28 protein-coding genes are annotated in these 25,840 nt (G+C 34.6%); 3 read left to right on the plus strand and 25 right to left on the minus strand.

The features are described from left to right. Positions 1–59: 59 nt before the first annotated feature. Both HUW50_RS22010 and HUW50_RS22015 read left to right on the plus strand, forming a co-directional pair. Positions 60–539, plus strand: a complete 480-nt coding sequence (locus HUW50_RS22010) for a GyrI-like domain-containing protein (RefSeq protein ID WP_185653265.1) — start codon at positions 60–62, stop codon at positions 537–539. Between the two features lie 21 nt (positions 540–560). Further along, positions 561–1,025 (plus strand): phage tail protein, encoded by a 465-nt coding sequence (locus HUW50_RS22015; protein WP_185653266.1) that lies wholly within the window; start codon positions 561–563, stop codon positions 1,023–1,025. A 221-nt stretch (positions 1,026–1,246) separates the two neighbouring features. Here the strand turns inward: HUW50_RS22015 and HUW50_RS22020 are convergent, their stop codons facing one another. The 19 genes from HUW50_RS22020 to HUW50_RS22110 form a co-directional block, all read right to left on the minus strand. Next, entirely contained in the window at positions 1,247–1,717 is a 471-nt protein-coding gene (locus HUW50_RS22020; RefSeq protein ID WP_185653267.1) for a DUF2690 domain-containing protein, read from the minus strand. A 527-nt stretch (positions 1,718–2,244) separates the two neighbouring features. Continuing rightward, the gene (locus tag HUW50_RS22025) at positions 2,245–3,012 is read right to left on the minus strand and encodes an ABC transporter permease (protein WP_185653268.1); all 768 of its coding nucleotides are present in this window, start codon (positions 3,010–3,012) and stop codon (positions 2,245–2,247) included. A 5-nt stretch (positions 3,013–3,017) separates the two neighbouring features. After that, positions 3,018–3,935 carry an ABC transporter ATP-binding protein gene (locus tag HUW50_RS22030; protein WP_185653269.1) on the minus strand — a complete coding sequence of 306 codons (918 nt, stop codon included), beginning with the start codon at positions 3,933–3,935 and terminating at the stop codon, positions 3,018–3,020. Between the two features lie 13 nt (positions 3,936–3,948). Beyond that, positions 3,949–4,263 carry a DUF1048 domain-containing protein gene (locus HUW50_RS22035; protein WP_066333923.1) on the minus strand — a complete coding sequence of 105 codons (315 nt, stop codon included), beginning with the start codon at positions 4,261–4,263 and terminating at the stop codon, positions 3,949–3,951. Continuing rightward, a complete protein-coding gene (locus tag HUW50_RS22040) occupies positions 4,256–4,585 on the minus strand; it encodes a PadR family transcriptional regulator (protein WP_066333920.1) in 330 nt (109 codons plus the stop codon). Before HUW50_RS22040 ends, HUW50_RS22035 begins: the two co-directional genes overlap by 8 nt. Positions 4,586–5,029: 444 nt before the next feature. Next, on the minus strand, positions 5,030–5,413 hold the full coding sequence (locus HUW50_RS22045) for a VOC family protein (RefSeq protein WP_066333917.1): 384 nt from the start codon (positions 5,411–5,413) through the stop codon (positions 5,030–5,032). 88 nt (positions 5,414–5,501) lie between these two features. Further along, the gene (locus tag HUW50_RS22050; protein ID WP_066333995.1) at positions 5,502–5,780 is read right to left on the minus strand and encodes an ArsR/SmtB family transcription factor; all 279 of its coding nucleotides are present in this window, start codon (positions 5,778–5,780) and stop codon (positions 5,502–5,504) included. Between the two features lie 144 nt (positions 5,781–5,924). Then, the gene (locus HUW50_RS22055; protein ID WP_066333914.1) at positions 5,925–6,527 is read right to left on the minus strand and encodes a GNAT family N-acetyltransferase; all 603 of its coding nucleotides are present in this window, start codon (positions 6,525–6,527) and stop codon (positions 5,925–5,927) included. Positions 6,528–6,669: 142 nt separating this feature from the next. After that, positions 6,670–7,182 carry a GNAT family N-acetyltransferase gene (locus tag HUW50_RS22060; RefSeq protein ID WP_066333910.1) on the minus strand — a complete coding sequence of 171 codons (513 nt, stop codon included), beginning with the start codon at positions 7,180–7,182 and terminating at the stop codon, positions 6,670–6,672. Between the two features lie 225 nt (positions 7,183–7,407). Further along, the gene (gene ppsA / locus HUW50_RS22065) at positions 7,408–10,008 is read right to left on the minus strand and encodes a phosphoenolpyruvate synthase (protein ID WP_185653270.1); all 2,601 of its coding nucleotides are present in this window, start codon (positions 10,006–10,008) and stop codon (positions 7,408–7,410) included. A gap of 294 nt (positions 10,009–10,302) precedes the next feature. Next, entirely contained in the window at positions 10,303–10,800 is a 498-nt protein-coding gene (locus HUW50_RS22070; RefSeq protein WP_185653271.1) for a GNAT family N-acetyltransferase, read from the minus strand. A 98-nt stretch (positions 10,801–10,898) separates the two neighbouring features. Next, positions 10,899–11,660: a Nif3-like dinuclear metal center hexameric protein gene (locus HUW50_RS22075; RefSeq protein WP_185654095.1), complete on the minus strand. Its 762-nt coding sequence runs from the start codon at positions 11,658–11,660 to the stop codon at positions 10,899–10,901. Between the two features lie 438 nt (positions 11,661–12,098). Further along, entirely contained in the window at positions 12,099–12,719 is a 621-nt protein-coding gene (locus HUW50_RS22080; RefSeq protein WP_185653272.1) for an NUDIX hydrolase, read from the minus strand. 176 nt (positions 12,720–12,895) lie between these two features. Continuing rightward, complete coding sequence (locus HUW50_RS22085; RefSeq protein ID WP_185653273.1) at positions 12,896–13,156, minus strand: polysaccharide deacetylase family protein; 261 nt, start codon at positions 13,154–13,156, stop codon at positions 12,896–12,898. Positions 13,157–13,188: 32 nt separating this feature from the next. Next, positions 13,189–13,743, minus strand: coding sequence for a polysaccharide deacetylase family protein (locus tag HUW50_RS22090; RefSeq protein WP_185653274.1), 555 nt, complete (start codon positions 13,741–13,743; stop codon positions 13,189–13,191). 5 nt (positions 13,744–13,748) lie between these two features. Next, positions 13,749–14,201 (minus strand): poly-beta-1,6-N-acetyl-D-glucosamine biosynthesis protein PgaD, encoded by a 453-nt coding sequence (locus HUW50_RS22095; protein ID WP_185653275.1) that lies wholly within the window; start codon positions 14,199–14,201, stop codon positions 13,749–13,751. Next, a complete protein-coding gene (gene pgaC / locus HUW50_RS22100) occupies positions 14,162–15,397 on the minus strand; it encodes a poly-beta-1,6-N-acetyl-D-glucosamine synthase (RefSeq protein WP_185653276.1) in 1,236 nt (411 codons plus the stop codon). Before pgaC ends, HUW50_RS22095 begins: the two co-directional genes overlap by 40 nt. Before the next feature lie 681 nt (positions 15,398–16,078). Continuing rightward, positions 16,079–16,390 (minus strand): hypothetical protein, encoded by a 312-nt coding sequence (locus tag HUW50_RS27200; protein ID WP_260445571.1) that lies wholly within the window; start codon positions 16,388–16,390, stop codon positions 16,079–16,081. Positions 16,391–16,772: 382 nt separating this feature from the next. Then, positions 16,773–18,383 carry an ATP-binding protein gene (locus tag HUW50_RS22110; protein ID WP_185653277.1) on the minus strand — a complete coding sequence of 537 codons (1,611 nt, stop codon included), beginning with the start codon at positions 18,381–18,383 and terminating at the stop codon, positions 16,773–16,775. A gap of 388 nt (positions 18,384–18,771) precedes the next feature. Here HUW50_RS22110 and HUW50_RS22115 point away from each other — a divergent pair, with 388 nt between their 5' ends. Beyond that, positions 18,772–18,927, plus strand: coding sequence for an aspartyl-phosphate phosphatase Spo0E family protein (locus HUW50_RS22115; protein ID WP_157094412.1), 156 nt, complete (start codon positions 18,772–18,774; stop codon positions 18,925–18,927). A gap of 215 nt (positions 18,928–19,142) precedes the next feature. Here HUW50_RS22115 and HUW50_RS22120 read toward each other — a convergent pair whose 3' ends face one another. The 6 genes from HUW50_RS22120 to HUW50_RS22145 all read right to left on the minus strand — a co-directional run bounded on the left by HUW50_RS22120 (position 19,143) and on the right by HUW50_RS22145 (position 25,765). Continuing rightward, complete coding sequence (locus tag HUW50_RS22120) at positions 19,143–19,832, minus strand: methyltransferase family protein (protein WP_083964649.1); 690 nt, start codon at positions 19,830–19,832, stop codon at positions 19,143–19,145. Between the two features lie 407 nt (positions 19,833–20,239). Continuing rightward, positions 20,240–21,082, minus strand: coding sequence for a PfkB family carbohydrate kinase (locus HUW50_RS22125; RefSeq protein ID WP_066333884.1), 843 nt, complete (start codon positions 21,080–21,082; stop codon positions 20,240–20,242). Positions 21,083–21,242: 160 nt separating this feature from the next. Beyond that, positions 21,243–22,256 carry an SIS domain-containing protein gene (locus HUW50_RS22130; RefSeq protein ID WP_066333883.1) on the minus strand — a complete coding sequence of 338 codons (1,014 nt, stop codon included), beginning with the start codon at positions 22,254–22,256 and terminating at the stop codon, positions 21,243–21,245. A gap of 179 nt (positions 22,257–22,435) precedes the next feature. Continuing rightward, entirely contained in the window at positions 22,436–23,335 is a 900-nt protein-coding gene (locus HUW50_RS22135) for a carbohydrate ABC transporter permease (RefSeq protein ID WP_185653278.1), read from the minus strand. Between the two features lie 4 nt (positions 23,336–23,339). Then, positions 23,340–24,215, minus strand: a complete 876-nt coding sequence (locus HUW50_RS22140; protein WP_185653279.1) for a carbohydrate ABC transporter permease — start codon at positions 24,213–24,215, stop codon at positions 23,340–23,342. Between the two features lie 272 nt (positions 24,216–24,487). Beyond that, the gene (locus tag HUW50_RS22145; RefSeq protein ID WP_185653280.1) at positions 24,488–25,765 is read right to left on the minus strand and encodes an ABC transporter substrate-binding protein; all 1,278 of its coding nucleotides are present in this window, start codon (positions 25,763–25,765) and stop codon (positions 24,488–24,490) included. Positions 25,766–25,840: the final 75 nt, after the last annotated feature.

The raw sequence follows: 25,840 nt of genomic DNA on the forward strand, positions 1-25,840 counted from the left end.
TCTATCAAGTGAAGTCTACAAGTAATTTGATAAATTTAAAAAAGAGGAAGGTTTTGAATATGACAAATTATATCTTAGAAGAAAAAGACAGCTTTACTGTTTTGGGTTTTGGAACTGAGCTTAAGAGTCATTACACAGACTTTGCTGGCATAAACAAAGAAAAGTCTGATTTTTGGAATGCCTTCAGCCAAGACGGTAGACTAGACGCATTAAAAGCCTTAGCTATAAATGACTACGTTTTTGCTGTGAACGAAGCTGTGAATAACAAGATGATGCATTATGCTGGAGTCATGACAGAAGCACCAGCACCAGAAGAAGCCAGAGTTATCCAATTTCCTAAGGGTGATTACCTAGTTGTTAAAGGCGAAGCGAAGACAGCTGATGAATTGAATATTACACTTGCTGGCATTGCCTTTGGTCAAGTCTTGCCAGATGCTAAGAATTTTGCCTATGTTGGTGGGCCAAATGCAACGGTTGAGATGGGGCAGCGAAATGGGTTAATTTTTGGTGAAATGTGGATTCCTGTTGTTAGGAAATAAAGATTTTATGGAGGGATGGAAATGTCCTATATCATAGATTTTAAAAATGTGTCTAAGGTTGGTTTAGAATCTTCCCCTGTAGTAGAAGCGCTTGCTGGTTTACGTGCAAATGAATCCCGTTACTTTATGAACAAATACAAGCATGAATTTACAGTTGTGCCAGCTAGCGAAAGCAAGGAGACACTTGATTATGTGAACCAAATTTTGAAAGAAGAACGTGATATTGAGTTTACGGCCAAACCTTTAGAAACGTCGCGTTTTCAAGTGGGAAATATCAAATTTGCCTACGTCTTTTATGAGGATGGCCTTAGTGTAAACGTCATGTATACGGTTGATGATCCTAAGAAGCGTGCCGTTGGTTTTAAGCTTTCTGAGGAGATGGAGGTTCCAAAGGAATTAGAAGGAAAGTTTAAGTTTGCTAGGCAGAAGTCTAAACTAGCTGGAACAATACGGGGCTCGTTTTTTGTAATTAAAGGAGAATATTAAAGAGCGAAATTGGAAGAAAAAGAAGATGAACACTACATTTTGTAGAAATTCATCTTCTTTTTGGTTTGAAGGGGCATTTGTCAATAGCCCCTAAATGAAGATTTTTTTAGTTGTTTGTTAAATAAAAGCGCCTGATTATACAACAAGATTAAATATATGGATTATCAGAGTTATAATTACTAAATCTCATTTTCCTGAAGGATGCAAAATTTCTTCGTAGATTAATACCAAGTAGTTTTAGCTGTGCCACCTCCAGCAGCTCCAATGGCGTAAGCCTTATACCCAACACCATTATATACTTGTGCAGTATGACAAGAGGTTTGACCACGATTTATCCTTCCGTTACCACCACTACTAGCACAAGAATAAGACGTTCTTTTAGAACCGCTACTAGTATAACTATACACCGTTGCATTTCCAAAGGCATCTATCGGAGCAGCATTAGTTAGCTTCATATAAGCCCAAGATGTTTGACACTTATAACTCCATTTTAGGTATACAGTTCCAAGATAATAACCGTTGGGGTCAATAATATGTTTTGAAGCTTTGGTGACGCCATCACTTGAACAGCCTGTAGTAATAGGATTTGTACCATCATAAGATAGGGCAGATGCTTTTTCAGCTGGTGAAACCGCAAATATCAGACCAAAGACAAAAGTAATAATCATCCCAATATTAAATAGTTTTCTCATTAAAATTCCTCCTAAGTACTTATAAAACGATGCTTTACCTTACTGCCTCATACACATAACTTTCAGCACCTTAAGAATAAAGTGATTCTTCTCCTAAGTAATCCCATCCCATCCGTTTGCAAATGTAGAAGATGGGACCAACAACGCAGTTACCAATGCCACGAAACTCATTTTCAACTTTTTCATGCTCATTCCTTCTCTCCGTTTTGAATTGAACGTTCCCTTTTTACTATATATAAATAAGGGAATATTTAACAGATGCTTTCGTTCTGGTTTTGTTCTGATGCAAAAGCTACAAAATACCTGCAACTTATCTCTAAAAGAGAAGAACGGTCAAAATGCTATAACCTTTTGAGGATGTAGAAATAATTACTCCACACAAACCCAGTTAACATAATCGCAACTATCAGAAGTAAGCCAAAGAGCCAAATCCTTATGTATCAAGGATTTGGCTCTGTCTGTTTTTTTCACATCGTTTATTTATCAACGTTAATAAAAGTAACGACTATTCTAGTAGCAATGACTCTTTAGACTCTTCTATAAACCTTCAATCCAAAAATATATGAAATCAATATTATTAACACCATCCAACCGATTGACAACCAAAGATCATTCCCAATAGCCTGAGAGTCTAATAGATTTCTAATGGTTTGAATAATCGGTGTCATTGGTTGATTTTCCGCAAATATTCGAACTACTTTTGGCATTCCTTCGACAGGAACAAAAGCAGAACTGACAAACAGTAGCATCAATAAGATATAAGAAAAAGAACTAGCTCCTTCTATACTTCCTGCAGCTAAACCAAAAGGAACTGAAATCCATGTTAATGCAAGAGAAAAAAGTAGTATCAATAACGCTACAAGTAGCCATTCCAAAAATGTTGCATCACTTCTAAATCCAGCTATAAATCCTACTATCAAAACAACAAGAATTGAAACTAACATAAAGATAACTGACGCAACAACCTGACCACCCAATACGGATGACTTTGCGATAGGCATTGACTTAAACCGATTGAACATCCCTGAAGTTTTATCCAAATTAATTCGTAACGAAGTGTACGCAGAGCCAGTGGCAATCGTCATTAAAAGGATTCCAGGAAGGATATAGTTAATATACTCTTCCTCAGTAACGCCTGGAATTTGGATGGCTCCACCAAATATAAAAACCATCCCCAATAACATCATAACAGGCATCGCAACAACGGTAATAAGAGTGTCGATACTACGTATGTTATGTTTAATGATCCGATTTGCAAGCGTTAATGTGTCACTTAAATTTTGTAAAACGTTCATAATTTTCATCCTTTCGTAAGTGTCATGAATACATCATCTAGGGTTGGAGTAATCATTTTGAATGTCTTGAGTTCAATTTTTTCAGTTGTTAGTGCATTCAATACGTCCAAGGTCGTTTTTATTTCTTCATCTAAATCTATGGAAATCTCACAATCTGCTCTATTGATTGGGGAATAAGATTCCAAAAGATTTAAAGCCCTTTCAGTATCTTGATGATTATTAAATACTAGAAGTAATTTATCTGCTCCTGCCAAACGTTTCATTTCATCTGGAGTACCATTGGCAACAATTTCACCTTCACGTAAAAAACCGATCTGGTCAGCTAAATAATCTGCTTCCTCTAAATATTGAGTCGTTAAAAAGATGGTTTTCCCTTGAGACTTCATTTCTTTAATCGTATTCCAAAGCTCCTGCCTGCTTTTCGGGTCTAATCCAGTAGTGGGTTCATCCAAAAATATAATTTCTGGATCCCCAACTAAACTCATGGCTAAGTCAAGACGGCGACGCATTCCTCCTGAATAAGTGGAGGCAGCTTTATTTTTCGCTTCTGTCAGATCAAATTTATCTAACAGAGTTTCAGCAATTTTTCTTGGATAGCGTTCATGACGTAATTTAGCAATTAGATGAAGGTTTTCGTATCCAGTGAGTACTCCGTCAACCGTAGTATTCTGGGAACTAAAGCTAAATAACTTTTGTGCCACTACCGGATTGTTAGCAACATCTATGTCTTGGATTGTCACTTTCCCACCATCACTATTTAATAACCCGGTTACAATTCTTAATAAAGTACTTTTCCCCGCTCCATTCGCTCCTAATAAAGCGTATATGGAACCTGTTTTAACAGTGATATTTACATTTTTTAGAACCTCATTCTCTTTAAAACTCTTTTTCACATTTTTGATGTTAAGGACTGTTGAATTCATGGTTCTCTCCCCTTTACTCAATAGAATCCCTTAATTTTTTTCTCATTTTATCCATCCATGTTTCTTCTGGAAATTCTGCTAGTAATGAGTCGGCAAATTCGGCAATATCATCTCCGACTACATCTCGTACACTTAGACCATCACTTGCACTATTCTCAAACATATCTAAAATATTTTTTAATAGCTCCAGCATTCCTGATCCTTTAGCATAGTTCCACATGTAGTTTTCAATTGCTTTCATTGCCTTTCTGTATTCTTCTGGTAAATTATCCACCCTTTTTTTATAGTCACGATATTCCCGTTTTTCTTGAATCATCTTTTTAATCATTACTTTGCTCCTTTATCTCATTCATTTTATTTTCTAAAAATGTCCATCTCTTCCAAAAATTTTCTAATTCTTGTTCGCCTTTTGTATTTAAAGTATAGAATTTTCTCGCAGGCCCGAGCTCTGACTTTTTCTTCTCAATCTCGACTAGTCCTTTTTTTTCAATTCGAACAAGAATGGTATAGACTGTTCCTTCTACAATATCGTCAAAGCCTAAATCGTTTAGGTACTTAGTTATTTCATAGCCGTATGTTTCTCCAGCACGGATCTTTTGAAGCACCACCCCTTCAAGAACACCTTTAAGCATTTCAGTTAAATCCTTCATATTTCCTCCTAATATTCTACTTAGTAATACATAGTACTACTATATAGTATTACAAAGTAGATGTTGTGTCAAACCCATTTTTATTTTTATTTACTTCTTTTATATCTATGTAAAAAAGCAGAATTGCCTTTCTTCTATGAAAGAGAATAAAGAACTATTGAAACAAAAAGACTGGATCTATATTTGATCCAGCCTTAGTTAGGATTAATTTTTAATTTTGTTGTTCAACTGAAGTCTTGGTTGTTTAAGTGAACTTATTCACAATGTTACATTTCTTGTCGAATGATAAAAATCTCAGTTATTTTTAGACCTTAAAAATGCATAACCCCGTCCTAAAATTAGGACAGGGTTAACATAAAGTGGTTTAACTTTTGATAAAAAACACTTCACCGAATTTAATACATAGCAATAGAGTCGTTAGAACTAGGATACTTCGTCATGAAGTTACTCCTGCATGATTTGAATAAGGTTGCCGCATGTATCGTCGAAGACAGCTATTGTGAGATCGCCCATTTTTGTCGGTTCCATAGTAAACTTCACGCCTTTATCTATTAATCGTTTATACTCTGCGTGAATATCTGCAACCCCAAACATTGTTACTGGGATGCCTTCAGCAAATAACTTCTCTTGATACTCTTTAGCGGCTGGGTGGTTATTCGGTTCAAGTAATAGCTCGGTACCTTTTTGTTCCTCGGGAGAAACTAGCGTTATCCACCTAAATTCTCCTGTGGGAACGTCATGCTTTTTTACAAATCCCAGCGTTTCTGAATAAAATTCTAGTGCCTTATCTTGGTCTTCTACGAATATACTGGTAACAATGATTTTCATACTGTTTTTTCCTCCTTCGATAGTTGTGATGCATGGTGCTGTGCTAACAATTTCTCTACAAGCAATATAACGAACACATTAGTCAAATTTACTCTATCCATCCTTTCAGCAAATTTTTAAGTGGTTCGTTGTTGAATATAATTACTCGATATTTTCCCCTTCGTTTTGATATTACGAGTCCTGCATCTTCCAATACAGAAAGATGTTTAGCTATAGCTTGTCGCGAAATAGAAAGATCGTGCTTCATAATGAGACGTACCGTAAGTTCATACAACGTCAGCTCGTTGCGTTCGGATAGTTCGTCTAATATAAGCCTCCGAGTCGAGTCGCCAAGTGCTTTGAATATAACGTCTTTGTCCCTATTCATATATTGAGTATAAGCAACCCTACGGTTGCTTGTCAAGCACATGTAACTGTAGGGTTGCGTGATGATGGTCAAGAGAAACCAAACCATTAAAAATAAAAAAATGCTCTACCTCTTTTTGAAGTAAAGCAAACGTTAGGTCAATAATTAAGTAATTGATTTTTTACTACTATGTAAAGTAATATCTAATTTATGTTTTATTGATGTCCATTCACTTTCGATAACGCTATAAAATACTGAATTACGGAAAGTTCCATCTTTTTTAATCATATGATTTCTCAAAACCCCTTCTTTTACCCCTCCTATTCGTTCTATTGCTCTTTGTGACCTAATGTTTTGTTCATCGGTTTTGAATTGAACACGAATAGTCTTCAAGGTTTCAAAACAATAGTTTAGTAATAAGTATTTGCATTCCGTGTTAATAGTTGTCCCCCATACAGATGGAGTTAACCAAGTCCATCCAATTTCTAAACTTTTGTTTATATTAGAGATTTCAAGAAATCTTGTAGTCCCAATTATTTTGTTGTTTTCACGAAGTAAAATTACAAATGGAAACTCTATTCCAACTTCTTTTTTGTCTAATGCTTCTTCTACAAATGACTCCATATCATTTAATGTTTGTATGGTTTTTGGTAGATGAGTCCAAATGGTTTTATCGTTCCCGATTTCATATAAACCTTGTATATGACTCCTTTCCATTGGTACAATTCGTACATACTCTCCTGTTAATTCTTCAATTGAAACATTCATTTAACAAACCTCCATTTCTTAATAAATACTATCATTATTTCGCTAGAAACCTAGTTTGGATTTGCTTTTTTCAAAAGCCTAGGAAACTTAAAAACCTCTAGTCCTGCTCATCAAGTACATTCGGGAAGCTTGTCATTTTGGTTCATTTCCACTCTTCTTCCAAAATAGCGTAATAATACTCATCCCACCATTCATTACCCTTCGGAATACATTTTTTAAAATATCCTTCTCTTCTCATTCCAATCTTCTCCATTACTCGATATGATGGAATATTTTGTGGTTGACATGTAGCGATAATCCTATGTAATTTTATTTTTTCAAAACCAAATTCTAAAATAGCTTTGGCTGCTTCAGAAGCATATCCTTTATTATAATATTTGGGATTAAATACCCATCCAATCTCATAAGTATGTTCACCAAAATATTTGTAAAAAACAATATGCCCGATAAGAATATTTCCATCGATTAATACGACAGGAAATTTTTCAGCAGTATCACCCATATTTTTATTTACAAACTCTTTTGCATCTTCTTCAGTAAAAACTCCTTCTGGTATATATCTCATCACATTATGATCTGATGTATATTCATATACACCTTGCCAATCTTTAAACTCAAATTTACGAATCAATAACCTTTTGGTTTTTATGTACATTTTACTTATCCCCCATCAAAGTAGTAATCCTTTATCAATGGTTCAAATAAAGCGACGCAAAGGTATGTTTTGCGTCGCTTTATATAACATTTGAATTAATTGTATTAGCGTAAGTTTTGTCGGAATCTGGTGCAAACCATAGTATAATTTCTATAAGATAGGGACAGTGAGACACGCTCTGACAATATGGGAGCGTTGCTATTAATTATTGGACGTATTCGGCAATTACAATATTTCGATATACCCCTCTGTTCCATGTACGCGAATTCGTTGCCCATCTATTATCAGTTTGGTAGCATTTTCCACTCCAACAACTGCTGGTAAGCCATATTCACGTGCGATCACTGCTCCATGGGTCATCAGTCCACCAACTTCAGTGACTAAGCCTTTAATGGATACAAACAATGGTGTCCAGCTAGGGTCAGTGAATAAGGTGACTAATATATCTCCATCTTCTAGATCAGCATCTTCCATGTTTAAGATCACACGAGCGCGTCCCTCGATAACTCCGGAAGAAACAGGTAGACCTATAATCGCTTCGGCTGGGAGATTTTCTCGTTTGTATTCACCTACAATGATTTCACCATCAGACGTGATAACACGTGGAGGAGTTAGTTTTTCATAAAATTTGTACTCGTCTTTTCGTTTGCTGATGATCTGGTAATCCAGTTTATTGGTGCGTACGACTCCGTGAAGTTCTTCAAAAGTAAGATAGTATATATCTTCTTTTTCATGGAAAACGCCCGTTTGTACGAGTTGTTCGGCTTCTTTCAGTAAAGCCTGCTTATAAACGTAATAGCGATTAATCATGCCATATTTTGGATATTCACGATAGCCGATAAAATTCCGGATTAGGTCGATCATTCGTTTTGTTTCTTTAGCTTTTTGATCACCATCCGGTAATTGCTTCAATCGATCTAATAACTCTTGTTCTTTATTCAAAGCAACACGCAGCCCTTGTTCAAATTTCCTCTTTCCAGCATTTGGCTCAAAGTTTTTAATGTTACCGAGAACCATGGGAACAAGAGTAATAGGCTTTTCACTCCAACGAGTTTTCGTGATATCGATTTCTCCGGCACATCGCATTCCGTATTTGTTGAGAAAAGCATTGAAAGCGTTTCTAGCTTCCTGTCCACCATCAAAATTAACTAGTTCATCCAAAAAGTTATCATCTTTTACATGTTGTAAATAATCAATTACTTCTGGATAAGGACGAATCACATCTGCGACATCCAATAGTGCTAGACCCATTTCCGACGTAATATTATTTGGTACAGATTGAGAAAGCGTGTCCGCCGCGTTTTTTTCACCTAACCACTCGTTCATTTTTTCATTGATCCATGATGAAGCATTTATAGCAGCCGTAAATACAGCTGTACTTTGTGGGTCAAATAAAATCTTCTTTAATTCCTGTATATCTTCTAGAATAAAATCAAATAAATCTGATCGTCTTTTCGTTTGAATGTTTTGTTTTAACTCTTCAATGGATGTTTGGCTACGATTAATCAAATCAGAAACGCTTGATGGTTTGTTTTCAATTTGTTCCAACATATCGGTATTGCCTCTGCTGGTACTCGGTGCTTTAATATCATTTGGTAACGATTTTATAAAATCTCCACGCTCAATGATGTTCATAAGTGCGTCTTTCATGAGCGGATCGTGTTGTCCCATAGCATTTAATAAAATGTTTCTACTGACAGGTGAAGCCAGTTGCTGTGTGACATCAACAAACAACCTTCCACCAGCTTTACGCATCGGTGCAGGAGTCGTTAACAGGAAAAAAGACAATCCCAATGGTTTCATGGAGTCAGTCATCATTTGTTGATGACCTACAGATACATAGACGTGATTTTCTTGGGTCTCCGCTTCAGGGATGGGGTATAAAGTGGTGATTGGACGACTCTGGACGATATAAAATGTATCATCTACTAAACACCATTCGATATCTTGTGGCTGGCCGAAATAAGCTTCGATATTTCTTCCGATGTGTGCTAGTTTTAAAATCTGTTGGTCAGTAAGTGTTTGTGTCTTTTGCTGATCAGGATCGATCTGCTTTGTCTCTGTTCCGCCTTCTTTTCGTCCATAGATAGCCAATTTCTTGGTTGCAATTATCTTATCTGTGATCTCCTCTTCCCTTACTTTATAACAATCGGGAGAGACTAAGCCTGAGACCAGTGCTTCTCCAAGTCCAAAACTGGCATCGATTGATAGTAGCTTTCGGTTAGAAGTAATTGGATCAGCGGTAAATAAAATCCCTGATGCCTGTGGGAAAACCATCCGTTGAATGATAACGGATATGTACACTTGGCTTTGGTCAAATCCGTTTTGCATACGGTAAATTACCGCACGATCCGTAAATAGGGAAGCCCAACATTTGCTGATATGCTGCAAGATTGCATCTTTTCCGATGATATTTAAATAGGTGTCTTGTTGACCAGCAAAAGAGGCATGTGGTAAATCTTCAGCAGTCGCACTAGAACGCACTGCATATGCATGTTCATCGCCAAACAGGGAGAGATAATGAGCAACTGCGCCTGCAACATCGGAAGGAATTTCTACTTCCATAATGATTTGTCTAATCTTCCTGCTGATGTCACTAATTTGATCTCGATCCTCTACTTTTAGCATTGTTAGTTGTTCCAACAAAGCTTGAAACGTTTCATTTTGTTCGATGGCTTTTTGATACCCTACAGTTGTAATACAAAATCCTTCTGGTACTTGTAATCCTTGGATTTTTGATAATTCCCCTATATTTAACCCTTTTCCGCCAACGAGCAATAGCTGAGATTTTTCCATTTCCTGAAAACCGAGAACCAAAGAACTCATTTACATCTCTCCTAACCATTAATGTCCTATTGATTTTAGCAGTAGAAAATGAGAATAAAAAGTCTATATTAACCATTTTTTAAATGCTATAATTATATTAGGAAGAGTACAAATTTATTTTGTTGCACTCATCTGCTCAGTTCGTTTAAGTACAATCCTTCAGAATATCATCTATACTTTTACACAAATCCCAGTTTCTTTTTAAAGTGTGTTGTTTCATTAAATGGTCCTAATATAAAGAAAAAGTGTAATTCTTAATTCAAAATGCACCCGCCCCCTAAATAACAATTGCTTTTAAAGAAACAAAACCATATGCTCTTCATCTAAATATGTATTCTCAAATTTCAATGCTCTTTTTTCACTACCAAAAACCTCAAAACCCAAAAAAGAATAGAGTTTTTTTGCTGACTCATTTGTTGTCACCACAGATAAATAAATCTGCTCAATTCCTTTCAAATCTTTTGCCTTATTAATTACTTCTACCATTAAACACTTTCCGATTCCAATACCACGTTTTTTAGGTGAAACGTACATGGCGAAGATATTGGCTTTATGTTTTAGTTTGAGCTTATTTTCTTTAACCAAAGTAACTACACCAACAAGTTTTTCATTTTCAAATGCCCCAAAAGTAAAAGATTCATCCGATTGAAATCGACTCTTATATGTCTCTAAGGGAATTTCTTTTTCCTCCTCGTAACTTGAACCGAATGACTCAGGATTGTTTTGTAAAGCTTCTAATCTAATATTCCGATAATTCTCGGCATCTAAAGGTTTCAAAAGTCTTATATCCATTGTTTCCTCCTAATTAAGCGAAAAAGGTATTACCTATATTTTACATAAGAACGGTAATTTTTCTTAACACTTTAGAAATTAAATATCTATTCTCCATTTTATTGCTGGTTCAGTTCGAAATGATCTTCCTTTAACTTTATAATTTTAATATCCTTGTTTAATTCTTGGATTTTATTTGCTAAACTTTCTACACCAAAAATTTCTGTGAAAGTATGACTGCCAACTAAAAGGTTAATCCCTACAAATTTAGCATATTGAATAGTATATAAAGTTACTTCTCCAGTTATATAAGTATCACATCCCTCTTCAAGAGCTATTTTTATATGGTTTGTAGAATGTCCTGCACCAGTTAATACTCCTACTTTCTTTACCATCTTATCGTTATTTCTCCAGAATCTAACCGGCTCCTCTAACTTATCTCTCATTTTTTGGACAAGAACATTAAATTCAATAGGTTCACTAAATACTCCTACTCCAGGCACATCGCCATGATCATAGACCGAGTATTTAATAATGTTATCAATACCAATAACATTCATAAGAGAAGTACAAGTGCCAAATTCGATAAAGTCTAATGGACCGTGTATCCAGAAGTGACTGATATTGTATTCTTTTAATTTCTTTAGGCATTCCTCTTTTAATCCATAAATAAAATCCCAGGCATCGTGATGAGTAATCATTAAATCAATATTGTTCTCAGCAGCTTTCTCAATTGTTTCGATAGATAAATTAGTAGCATACCCAATAGTAGAAATCGAGTCATTAGACTTATTAGTAAAACCGTAATCTTCATTAAGTACTTCCAATAACTCTTCATAAAAGAGTCTTTTGATATAATGTTCGAATTGCTTTAAATTCATCATTTTCCCCCTTGTAAGCTTTTACTTTGTTCCACTACCTGTTAAATTGGCATAACCCCTTCTGGATGTACTGCTCCTTAGCCGTCCATGCAATAAAAATTCGTTGCTGTACCACAGAGTATGAAAACAAGTTGAACTGTCTTTACTGATTCTTAATATGACTTTCTATAAATCATTAAACAAATCCTGTTCGTTCAACTAAACTCATTCTGTAGTTCAATAAAAAAGTGCATTACCTCTTGTTGAAGTAATGCACCAGGTGGCCATCCATGCAGCAAAAATTCGTCACTGCACTACAGAGAATGAAAATATATTGAACTCTCTATACTGATTCTTCATCCAGACAAACCAATACATAGATTATTGATTTGAGCTATCTCCATCTTTTATAACGATTGAGATGGATCTTCTTTGGTATTGTTAAGTAGAATAGGTCTATCAAAGCTTTTCTTTCATTTTTTGAATAACAGTCTTATAAAATTCCGTTTGATGAGGTACAAATTTTTTTCTTCCTACATTCTCATCAATTAAAATTTTATTTCCATCTTTGTTTATTTTAAATCCCCTTATTTTAATTGTTTCTCTTTCACCAGACCATAGTTCTACAAAATGATTAAATTCAACTTTAACAATCCCTGCAACTTCTTCTTCTTGAAGAGTAAAGTCATCAAAGGATTTTTCACTTTTATATAAAAATACGTTTGCTAATTCCTTATCAATAAAATCTTCTTTTGTTACACAGTAATCAATTATTCCCAAAGGTATTAATTCATGAAAGGAAATATAAATCCCAACTTCTTCCTTAACCTCTCTTACACCATCTTGAACTGTTTCATTAGCAAGTAAATGCCCAGCAGCTGTAATATCCAAAAGATTTGGATAGTCTTTTTTTGTAGCACTACGAAGTTGCAAATACAGATAATATGTATCTCGTTCTTTACTAATAAACCAACAGTGAAACGCTTCATGCCAATATCCAAATCTATGTACATCTTCACGAGTAGCAATGCCTATTTGATTTCTATCATCATCAAAAATTTTTAATATTTCATTTTCCATGCTGTCTTCTCCTAAAATCGTAAATTATACCTTGTACTCTCACAATGATTCTTCTACCAATCTGCGTCCTTCACAAGAACCGACTATCCTAATTGAATAATCGTACCATTTAGTTCAATTAGAATTTTTCCTCTTTTTATTAAGTATTAATATCCTTGCTTAGTTTATTTCAATAATTAATCAATCCATTTATCCACAATGTTTTCAAAAACTTCATCATTCACAAGTATACGGTTAATCCAGTATTTATCGTTATCAGCCGTTATCGATCTAGGCGCAAGAATATAGGCACTTTCAAATCCATTTCGGTGAATCAAGTCTGCTAAATCGTCTCTACCATTTCCGTATGGATAAGCGAAATCCTTCACTTTTACGTTTAATTTCTTTTCGATTGTTTTTTTACTTAAGTGAAGATCCTTTTCGAATTTTTTTTGCATTTCTTCCTTAAAAAAGATTGGCTCCTCATCTACTAATTTATGCATATCATACGTATAGAACCAACAGTTGCTAAATCACTATCAACCATTTCCTTCAGTTGCTTCCATGAAGAGAGGTTTAAGTTGCCAAATTCATTTCCAACTTGTCCTGCGATAACGAATAATGTAAAGGGAATTTCATATTCCTTCAAAATGGGGAATGCATTGCGATAAACAGAAATGTCAATATCATCAAAAGAAATCCAAACACACTTTTCAGGGAATTTCCCATCCTCTTGAGCTTCTCGGATCTCATCAGGGTTGAGAAATTTAGCCCCTTGTTCTTTCAAATGCTTCATTTGTTTGTTGAAGTCATCTTCATACACGTTATACATTGTTAATTCATCAGATCCTGTTAAGAATTCAATGGATTTGTTCAGTAGCGTGTCTTCACGTATACGATGGTAATTTAAGCCCAAACATCCGTTTGTATCAAGTTCTTCGGGGAAACTCATAGCTGGTTTAGAAAATTTAATATTACTAAATAATAAATAACTAGCTAAAATAATGATTAATACTATACAAAAACCAGAAATATATTTTTTCATAAAATTCACCTTATATATAGATCTTTTATAGGATTTTTCTCAAATATAATGACATTTGATTCGTGTAAAGAGTCAAAATCTTTTTCGCTTATTAACTTAAGGCTTAAAAGATCTTCTTTTGTAGAATGTTCAGGGTAGACTCTTCTATTTAAAGATCCAAACCTTTTTTTATTGTACAGCTTCCAACTCCAAAGCCCTAGATAAAAAACAATCCATATAATGAAGACAATAAAAAGAAAAGAACGAATATCACTGTTAGTCATTTTAAAAGACGTTTTTATAAGACTGATATAGCGATCATTGTAATCAATTAAAGCACTAATAAAAAAGATAATAACACCTAAACAATAAAACCAGACAACAATTGAAAATATTGATATCACCAATTCCCTTAACCAATTAATTTTTGTATGGATAATTAACTCACTTTTCTGTTGCCTCTGTCTGGACTTGACCATGTTGCATACCCCCCTTTCAATCTAGATTTAATCGCTTTTGGAAGAGCAAACATGACTATAAAAGCGTTTAATATCCAGTAAATAGCAGGGTACCACGCAGCCCATAGGTAATACTTTGTAATATTGTCATACTTTGAGTCGACTCTTATCGATGACCAAAGTTGGATAAGACTCATAAAAACAAGGGAAAAGGACGAAAATGTTATCCATATAAAAAACTGCTGAATCGTAGTTGCAGAAAACAAATAGAATAATGTAACAAATACCCATGAAAAGGACCAAATCAGACTAACCCATTGTTCTAGGTATACAGGCCAAATTCTTCTTTGGCGGCTGTCTAACAAAATCCGCCAATTTCTCATCATAACCTCTTGTCCACCTTGAGCCCATCTAATTCTTTGTTTCCAAATACCTCTTATCGTTTCAGGAACAAGCATCCAACACAATGCACGTGGCTCATAGCGAATATCCCAGAAACGCTGTTGTAATTTCCAAGAGACAGATATATCTTCTGTGATCATATCTCTGTCCCATAATCCAACATCAATTAGAGCCTTTTTTCGAAATGCTACAACTACTCCTGAAACGGTCATGATTTTACCTAGTATTCTTTGTGTTCTTTTAATCGCTCCTATAATTGACGCGTATTCAACAATCTGTAATCGACTAAGCAATGTATCACGATTACGGATTCTTGGATTACCTGTTACCGCTCCTAACCTTTCTCCCTTATGTAGGAAATGATATATAAGGTAATGTGCTGCATATTGATCTAATAATGCATCAGAATCTACGCAGATAAGGTACTCTGCTTTTGATGCATGACAAGCAATTATTAAAGCATTTGCCTTGCCTCTATTCTCCTGGCAATCAATGATTTTGAGATCTTGATGCTGCTTAGCCAGTCGTCGAAGGATTTTAAAGGTATCATCTGTACTTCCATCATTTACTGCGATAATTTCTTTTTTTGGATAGGATATTCCAGACAAATGCTGGATCGTTTCTTCAATCGTTTCTTCCTCGTTATAGCATGGTACCAAAATGCTAATCAATGGCCAGTCAATATTTTCAAAGTCTATAAATTCTTCCTTTTCACGAAATTTAAAGAAAAGACTTGAACCAGCAATCCAAAGCACGGACATAATTAACGGATACCAAAATACAAATTCTGACAAAGAATCAATAAAATTTTCCACTTTTACACCTCATAAAGAGAATAATACAATTTTACTTTTTATTTATTTGAGAATGCTTTTTAAACACTAGAAACAGATACATATTTCCTATGTAATAATACCTAATCAATCAAAAAACAACAAGATAATTGTAATGGAAAATATACTCTTTCCAAAAGCTAATCCTGTTGCATTTTTTAGTTCTTTATCAATTGAATTCAAACCATGCTACAAGGCATAGTAATAGCATTTAAATTTGAAGAAAAAGGACTAAACTAATAAAGAGACTATAAAATCACAAAAACAAATTGTTTCATAAAGCACCTCTTACAATTCTTTAGGTTAATTTACCCTTGTTGGGGATTAAATATAGATAATCCTTCTTGCACTTAACAAAAAAAGCGTTAATCCTTCTTGGATCAACGCACTCATTAGCATAAGTATTTAAATATCCATTCTAGAACATTAAATTCAATAGGTTCACTAAATTGGCAACTGGTTGAATTTTCCCTTCTTGAAGTCATGCACCCGGTAGCCATCCATGCAGAAAAAATTCGTCGCTGCACTGCAGAGATTGATGTTTAACTCTCTATACTGATTCTTAATCCACTCAACCCAATCCATAGATTATTGACTTGAGCTATCTCCTTCTTTTATTACATATAAAATAGGTATTGTCGTTTTGGGAACTAGAAAGACTGTTTATCTTTTATTAAATATCATTCCAATTTTATTGATTCCCCTAAAAATAAGTATACTAGTGAAATAAATAAAAGTTGCAAAGCAGCCTTCCCCCGCCGTATCATCATTTTTCCAGCGAACTTCAAACAGCCAGCCAATTCCGTAATTTGCTGCAATCCAGACTGCAAATACCTTCCAGAAAATAATCCAGCTTTCTCCAAACAAAGCAGAGAAGAAGGTCACAATTGACAAACCTCCGAACCAAACAATGACAAGAGTACATAGTACAAAAAACATAAACCTAAAGATAGATCCAAAACAACCCACTTTCATTTCACTCCTGATCTTAACTTTGTTAATGAAACTATTAATATCAATAATTTCATATTTTCTGTAACAATTACAGACTCTACTATTAATATCCTTATTTAATAATAAATAGATGGAATCGCTGCAAACTCATCACTTTCTATTATCATTTATAGAATAAATTCAACCCATGGTATAAAGGAACTATCACTACTATAAAAACAACTACTTGTCGAAGGATTGCACCCCTTTCGTTAATCAAATTTGAAGACTAATGTCTATCTATAGGGTACTCTTTTGTAAAGGCAGCTCAATAACAATTTTTTTACATATATAGTCTAGGACAATAAGAATTCGTTCCTGGACTATATAATCTCCTTCAATCCTCAAGACTGGACAAGTTAAGTTATCTCGGTAGTTTAATCTTAAAAGTGGTGCCCTCATTTATAAACGAGGATACCTCCATTTTACCTTTATGAGATTCAATAATTTGTTTGCAAATAGATAATCCAAGACCCAGCCCTTTTTCTTTCGAAGAATAAAATGGGGTAAAAAGTTTCTTCAATTGCTCTTCAGTCAACCCATTACCATCATCTTTTACTTCAATTTCAATGTAATAATCATTTAAATGACTAACTTGAGCAAGAGAGACGTTTATGTTGCCACCATTATCAATGGCTTCGATTGCATTTTTTATGATATTAATGAGCACTTGTTTAATCTGTGATTCATCAATCAATATATGTAAATTTTCTTTTAAACCTGTTTGAAAATCGACTGTTACGTTATGTTGAGTGGCTTGACTATTCATTAGATAAATGGTTTCTTTTGTAAGCTCCACTATATTGCATTCTGTTCTTTCATTAGTACTTGGTTTTGCCATCATCATCAATTGATTCACTAAGCGTTTGATTCTTTCGAGTTCATCTAAGATTATCTTAAAGTGTTTTTCTGTGTGTTTTTTCCCAACCTCTTTTTTTAATAATTGAATAAATCCTATAACAGAAGTAAGGGGATTTCGAATTTCGTGCGCTAAACCGGCTCCGAGTTTACCAATTAGCGAAAGTTTCTCTGTTGCTATTACTTGTTTTTCAAGTTCAATTCGGTCAGAAATATCCCTAAATTGGACAAAAGCACCTAGTAAACTGTTATTTTCATCATAAATTGGTAAAGCGTCAAATAAGCTAGTTTTCTCTTTGCCTTCAATTAAAGAGTAAAATGTTACTTCTAAATTTTTATATTTGCTACCATTTTTTAATATTTTATTTACATAGGAACTGATTGGTTTCAAAATGTCTATATGCGAGCCGATTACCATGTCTTTATCAAAACCTGTTATATACTCACCAGCCTGGTTAAATTCAGTTATGATTCCTTTTGTATCTATGATAACAATCCCATTTTGTGTAGAATCAACCATTACTTGATGTAATATATTTAAACGCCTATTTTGTTTTCTAATTTTCAGCTCCCTCTCAATAGAGTCCACAGCAGAAGATAACAAACCTAAATGAAAAGAGCTTGCGTAATCAATTGTACTCATAATTGAGACAGTACCTGATCTTCTTTCTAGGTCCTCAAAATAAAAAGGGACTGTCATACAAGTAGTTGAATGTAAACAATCATGATAATGATCGGTTCCAATTAGTTGAATAGGCTCTTTATGCTTCAATGCTAAGGAAATGGAATTAGTCCCTACTCCTGATTCATCAAATAAAACTCCTTCTTGGATACCTAAGGAATGAACCATGCTTTGGATGGTTTGATCGCCATACATTTCAAGGACGTATCCCTTATCATCTGAGATTACTACCAATGTGGGCGTGTTCTTCATAAAAAAGAGTAATTTTTTTATGAAATGTCTTGATACAGTTAGAAACTCTTGATATTCCGAAACTCTTTGAATATGGACATCTTTCATTAAACATAATTTCGGAAAAGGTATATCATTTGTATTCATGCCTTTTGAGCTACAATATTGCTTTGATTCTAAAATATAAAATGGAACTTTATTCATTCTTCAATCTCCTTGTTGAACTCGGAAAATTTATTAATAAAAAAACAACCCTTTTTTTAATATATTAAAGATACCATATTTCAAAAAAGAGAACTCTTTAGGTTATTAAACAATTACATTTGCACTATTTTAAATTCCATTTATGGAAAATAACTTCTTAAATTTACTATACAATTTCCAAATATAGTATTAGTATTATTTAAAAAGAGTTTTCAATGATAACTGTAGGCTTTCTAAATAATATGTCTATACTTATTTGGTTTCCACTACTTAATGATACTAAGTAAGACCTTTTCAAGAGTTGAATATTCTTGAGTTAATGTTCTATAGATATAATATTCGACTATCGTTTTATCAAAACGTGGATAAATCTTTTGAGGATGAAATTATGGATAAGAAAAATAAATTACTTTTAGTAATTGAATATAAACGTGAAGAACTCCATTTGATCGTTGATAAGTTTGGTATAATATCCAATGAGGCTTTAAAATGTAGTAAGGAACTAGATATACTTATTAATAAATATCAAAAATTAAACAAATAAGATAACTATTAAGGTAAGGCTAACTTCCCGGATAAACCTGTTTTACACTCCACAGCCTTGTGCCGTCAATAAATATTTAAGTATTTTAGTTTCAATCAATTTAAACACGATATAACCATACGAAATAACACAGATAGCTATCAATAAAGCCATCATTTTAACCACCTCCTTTTAGGGGTGCATCTTCTGCTGTAAGAGTTCTAGGGAAATATTATTCAGTAAATAAATGGAATAAATTTTTTGGTAACCTTTCTATATTTGTCAAATTGACTTCCATATTTTTCTGATAAGTACTTATCTAAAATGGGTATGTTATAAAAAGCAAACAAGCAGAACAAAATTATCGGTATGCTCAACGCCCAAGGTGTTCTGGTAAATAAGGCCAAAGCTGTTACCCAAACTAGATCTCCAAAGTAATTTATATGCATGGAGTATTTAAATAACCCATTGGTGTATAATTTCCCTTTATTATCAGTGTTCTTTTTCCATTTATTCCGTTGCAGTTCAGAATAGGTGTTAAGAAATGAACCAAATAAAAATAGAAAAATATATATTATATCTAGTAATGTTAGAGCTTTATTAGTTGTTAGAGATAAAAGTGAAAAACCAATATAATATAACGAAAAAGCTAAAGGGATAGTAAAGGCTTCCCCCCATGGCATTTTTCTTTTTAATAGATAAAATATTGTAACATACATACGCCCATATACAATTAAAAACAAAATAAATAAGATAGTATTTCGTATATTATTACCTTCTGAAAACCTCCACCCAATCCATTTATGTAATTGTTGTCCACCCTGAAAAAATAAAAACCACCCGGCTATCATTAAAATAATTGTTTCAAGGAATAGTAAAGTTATTTTTTGGGATAAGCTATTTCCTTTGTCTTTATACAAATTCATAAGAATTCCTCCCAGTAAATCAGTTGACCTTCTAATCACATACCCACACTAATTTTATCATAATTTCCTAAAAGTGGTACCTCAACAATATGGCCTCATTTCAAAAAGAGCGCTCGAAAACTGCGCTCTTTTTAAAACTTTCCTTATAATATCTATCTTTAAAATTATTGACTATAGAATTAGTGCCTTACTTTCCCACTTAATTGAGCATAAACTCTTGTTGGTTCACTCTTTTCATGTCCCTGTAGGCAAAACGAAAACGCTTGGGTTCAGGAATCCAAGCGTTTTCATAGTTAATTTGCACTGTTATTTTTGACTTTTTCAATAGCATCGGAACTACTTATTCTAAGGCCCCTTCTACTCTCACAATCTCATATTCATTCTAGTAGAAGTAATCTTTAAATTGCTTATTTAAAAAGTGGAACATCTCTGATCGTCTTCTTTTTACCGTATCCAAACGCACCGTAGCGTTTACATGTTTCTGCCGCAACAACTGCAGCAATCGCCATCGCTTGTTTTGCATAAGGCTTTACTAAATATTCCTTCAAAAAGATTGCAACAAAAGTATCGCCTGCTCCTAATGTATCAACTACCTCTGTCTCGACAATCCCTTGTTCATATAAATTATGTGTATCAGAGAATAATGCCCCTTCTTCCCCTCTCGTGACAAGAACATTACGTGTACCCAAATTGTGAGCCCTATTTATTAGTACCTCACATTCTTTTCTCGTTAAATCACCGCCAGAGAAAATACCAAATGTAAGATAAGGGCATACTTGGGCTAAATATTCATCATCATACGTAGTTGAAAAATCAAATGATAGATTAATATATTTTTTTAGCAAGGGTAGTTCACTTTCCAACCGGCTAAATACGCTAGTATGGAGCAGTGAATGACTACTTATGTAATCAAGTTCAGATTCAGAAAATGTAAGTTTAAGAAGCGATTGAACACCACCCTTATTTGAACCAACAAACTTCCGGTCCCCATTTTCGTCTAATGTGACGACAGCAACTCCTGATGGACCAATGGCTCTCCTTACACGTGATACATTAATATCTTCATTTTTTAACGAATCAATAATGTGATCACCCTCTTCATCATTGCCGACGATCCCTATATAAGATACATCCTCACCACCGTTTTGTTTCCAAAACACCGCAACATTTAAGGCATTACCACCTGGAAACATTTCTTCACGATCTTCATAATAATCAACGACATTGTCACCTACAGCAAGTAACTTCATCCTGCCCCCACCCTTCAACTTATCTCTATCTATTAATTGAATTTATCATAGTGTAGTTTGCGATAAAAAGTAAACATTTTTCTAAGAAAAACTCAACATTGGATAAGACTCTACTATACCAAATCGGTTAGTAGAGTCTTTACCTCCTCATAAATACCGATTAATAAGCTACTTTACGATAATATCTTCTCGTTTCTAACGAATGATTCCGTTTCTCTTCTAAATGAACGCTCACACGTTGAAGAACAGTTGAGGTCACAATCGGTGATAAGTATTTTCGAAACTCAGGAACAATCCCCTTTAACTCGTAATCTTGAGTATCAAACACTGTTAGTTTTTTCGTATACTTCTCAGCAAATCGTTCAACTCGTTCCATTAGAGGGCGTGTTTCGTCTTCGCCTTTAAGTAAAATCATACTTGTGTCTTCTTCCACAATTTCTAATGTTCCATGGAAAAATTCAGCGGCATGAATTGATTTTGTTTTAATCCATTGCATTTCTTCAAGTACACACATGGCATAGGAATAGGCACGTCCCATCGTATTTCCTGCTCCGACTAAAATATGATATGGCTCATCTTTATACGTTTCAGCAAACTCACATGCTTTTGAATCAGCTTCCTCTTTTACACCCAGTAATAGTTCTGGAAGTGCTTCTAGTTGTTCCGCGAATGCTTCATATTTTGGAAAGTCACCTTTTTTATGCATGAGATTAAAAATTAAGAACGAGAGAATTAATTGATTTGAATCACCCGCGAAGTCATTTTCCGCATAATTCACGATTGGATAATCAACTGTATCAGCTAAAGGCTTATGGTATTCACCTGTGATTCCAATTGTTGTCGCGCCTTTTTCCTTACAATACTTTGCAGCAGCAACTGTTTCCTCTGTCGTACCAGAAAGTGAGGATAGGATGACTAGTGACTTTTCGTTAAATTGTTGATTGTTCATCACAACAAATTCAGCGGCAATTTCAGCATAAACAGGGATTGATGATGTTGACTTGATCATATATTCAAACGGATAAAAAGTCGCAACAGCTCCACCAGATCCTAGTAAAAAAATATTCTTGTACTCTTGTTGACTCACTTTCTCAACAATTTCTTCGATCTCACTTCTAAGTGCTACTGCCCCTCTTGTCACCTGTAAGTATTTCTCTTGATTAAAATTCAACATTTCTCTCACTCCCATTTTTTATTTATCATTTTCCTCACTTTCTAAGTAAGGAGATAAAAACAAAATTCGTTATAATACATTATAATACGTTATGTATAATGTATCCCTTTTCAACAATTCAGTCAACCACTTTCAGAATTTTTTTTGACAAAGAGAGCGTTATTCTGCTCTCTTTGTCGTTAACCCTTTATACTTCCTGCGGCTAATCCTCTGATAAAATACTTTTGTGTGAAAATAAACAGGATGATAAGTGGAATGGCTGACATCACAAGTCCTGCCATTAACACTCCCCAATCAGTTCTTAATGCATCTCTGAATACTAATAAACCAGCTGTGATCGGTTTAAGAGATTCGCTTTGAATGAAGAGAACGGAGAACAAGATTTCATTCCATGCGAAGTAAGCAGCTAAAATTATGGTTGTAAAGATAACAGGCTTACTAATTGGTAAGAAAATTTTATAGAATATTTGAAAGCTATTACAGCCATCGATCCGCGCAGCTTCTTCAAGCTCCTTTGGAATCGATAGAAAAAATGCGCGAATAATCAGAATGGATAACGGTAACCGATAGGCGACAAAAGGTAATACAAGTGCCCAGTACGTATCATAGATTCCTAGATTTTGCGTTAATTCATAAAGTGGAATAAGCGCAACCTGTGGAGCAAACATTAACCCTGCAGATACAAACAATAGAAAAAACTTTTCCCCTTTTAATTGAAATCTAGCTAACGCATAAGCACAAAGCGCTCCACATAATACGGTAAATAGACATGTTAATGTGGTCACAATCACACTATTTAAGAAGTATGTGGACACTCCGATGTTCCATGCTTCCACATAATTTGAAATAAGCCACTTTTCTGGCATTGCCCAACTGCTAGTAAAAATTGACTTTGTGTCTTTGAATGAATTAATAATCATCCAAAATAACGGGTATGCAATTGCGACAAAGTAGAGGAACAAAAGGATGGAGACGAAGAAGGCTCCAATCGTTGTTCCATTAAGTTTTGATCTTTTCTTTTCAGGAAGAATGGTTGCATTCAATTGTAGGTCAGTCGATTGGTTTTGAAGGTTACTCATTTCCTCACTCCTCCCCTGTTTTAAATAGTTTTGCTTGGAATAAGTAAAAAACTAACGTAATCATTAACATGACATTTGCAATAGCCGATGCGTAGCCTAACTCACTATCAATAAACGCCTTTTGATATAAATACGTACTAAATACTTGGGTGGCATTTGCCGGACCGCCGACGGTTAGAACAAATACTTCATTAAACACTAAGAATGATCCAGTTATTGTGTACACAGACATAACGAAGATCATTTCCTTCGACTGTGGCACTGTTACATTTAGAAAGCGTTGGACTCTGTTCGCACCATCAATCGTTGCAGCTTCATATAGCTCTTGAGGAATCTTTTGTAAAGCTAGAATATAAAGCATCGCTGCCCAGCCAATATTTTGCCATTGTGAAACAGCAATCACAGCATACATCGCGGTTTCATGGTTTCCTAACCAGCCCGTAGCGAGAGACTCTAGTCCGATTAGCGTTAAAAAGGCATTGAGCAAACCAATCTCAGGATTATAAATATACTGAAAGAGAATCCCGATAACAGCCATTGATATTAACACAGGAAGAAAGTAGACGGTTCTTAGGAAGGTCGAAAATCTCCTGAAAATGATGTCCTCAAGGATTGCAGCTAAGATTAACCCACCAATAACCTGGAAAACAACGGATGTTCCAACAAATACTAAGTTATTCTTTAATGCCGTATAAAAAATAGGATCTTGAAAAAGACGAGTATAATTTGCGATATCGATAAACTCTTTTTCTGGTGAAAATGGACTCCACTCAAAAAAGCTTAACCAAAAATTTTTTACAATCGGGTAATAGACAAATAGAAGGAGTAAAAGAAACGCCGGGGCTAAATACAAATACTGAAAAAATCGTTTTTGGATCATATATGACATCCCTTTACAAATAGATTTAAGGTATGTGTTGACTAGGGTTTAAGCTAGTCAACACGGTTTTGTTTCCTTCTTAGGAAAATGTATATTTCTTGTACTTAGTATGAGCGCTTTGCATCCAGCTCCAGCACTAAAGCAGAAGTGGACTTCCCTCACCTCTGTATGATAAGTCAACATCGAATCGCTTGTGCTCTTCGTGTTTCCTTTATCTCCTACGGCTCAGTCCAGTCCATACGTCGCTAAGCGGGCGCTTGCGCTTTTGATTCTTATTTCTTTATGGATTTAGCTGCGGCTTGTACTTGCTCCATTACCTGTTCAGGAGTTGCCGTTCCCGCATGCATTTGTTGAACACCTTCTATATAAGGCTTTGCGACTCTAGAATCAACAGAGTTGTCTAACCAGTTTAAAATATCATCTGTTTCGGCAATCATATTCGTTAGCTTAATCTCCATGTCAGTTGCTGTATTTTCATTTACAGCGCCTATTACCGCACTTGGCATACCTGCTTCTGTCATCAGTTTTTCGCCAATTTCTTTTGAAGTAAGGAATTTCAAGAATTTCATTGCTTCATCTGGATGTTTAGATGCTTGTGAAACCATAAATCCTTCCGGTGCACCGATGATTCCTGATTGTGTTCCTTCCCCACCTTCAACAGTCGGGAATTTAAAGGTATCCCACTCAAACTCAGCTTCCTCAATAAAAGGTGCCTCAAATGTTTCTAGGAAAATCATCGCAGATTCTCCATTTAAGAAGAAGTTTCTCGCTTCCTCATGCCCCAAAGAGTTTGTATTTTCATTAAAATATGGTTGGAGTTCGTCTAACTTCTTTAATGCCTCTATATACATCGGATCGGTGAACTCACTTTCTCCAAACGTATTATCTTTTGCTAAAGTTTCAGGCTTCACCATTCGTTGATTCAGAGATGTAATATAATGTCCACCTGCCCACGGGAATTTATTTCCTAATAAAATCGGTGTTTCTTTTTTCTCTTTTAACGTTTTTAATAGATCCATAAACTCAGTCCAAGTCTCTGGTGGTGTTAAATTGTGTTTGGCAAACATTTCTTTGTTGTAGTAAAAGACCTTTGAATCTGTATACAGAGGCACACCATAATTTTTACCTTCATAAGTAAATGGCTTTGTTGCCATTAACTGTTCTGACCATTCTTTATCTTCTTCATAATATTTTGTAATGTCTAAGGCAATATTTTCTCTAATGAACTTATCTCCATATTCTCCTACCCAGGTAAAGAAAATGTCTGGTGGATTGTCATTCCCTAAGATGACGTTGATTTTCTGTCTGTAATCATCATTTAAGGCTGTCACTTGTTCGATTTTAATATTGGGATTTTCTTTTTCAAACTGAGCAATCACATCGTTATAAAACGTTTTGTATGGTTCATTTGGCCATCTGTGTAAAAATGTTAATGTTACCTTTCCATCCTCTGACGAACCATCATCTGAGGAAGTAGAATTGGATGAACAGCCTACGATTAATGATAATATCAATAAAACATTTAACATGATCCCCCAACAACGTTTCATTTCATTACCCCCTTGAAATCCTTATTCAGATCTTAGTTAACTAAACACTTCAGCAAAAAATTCTAAAAAAGTACT

It is taken from the genome of Metabacillus sp. KUDC1714 (assembly GCF_014217835.1).
GTDB classification, from domain to species: domain Bacteria; phylum Bacillota; class Bacilli; order Bacillales; family Bacillaceae; genus Metabacillus; species Metabacillus rhizosphaerae.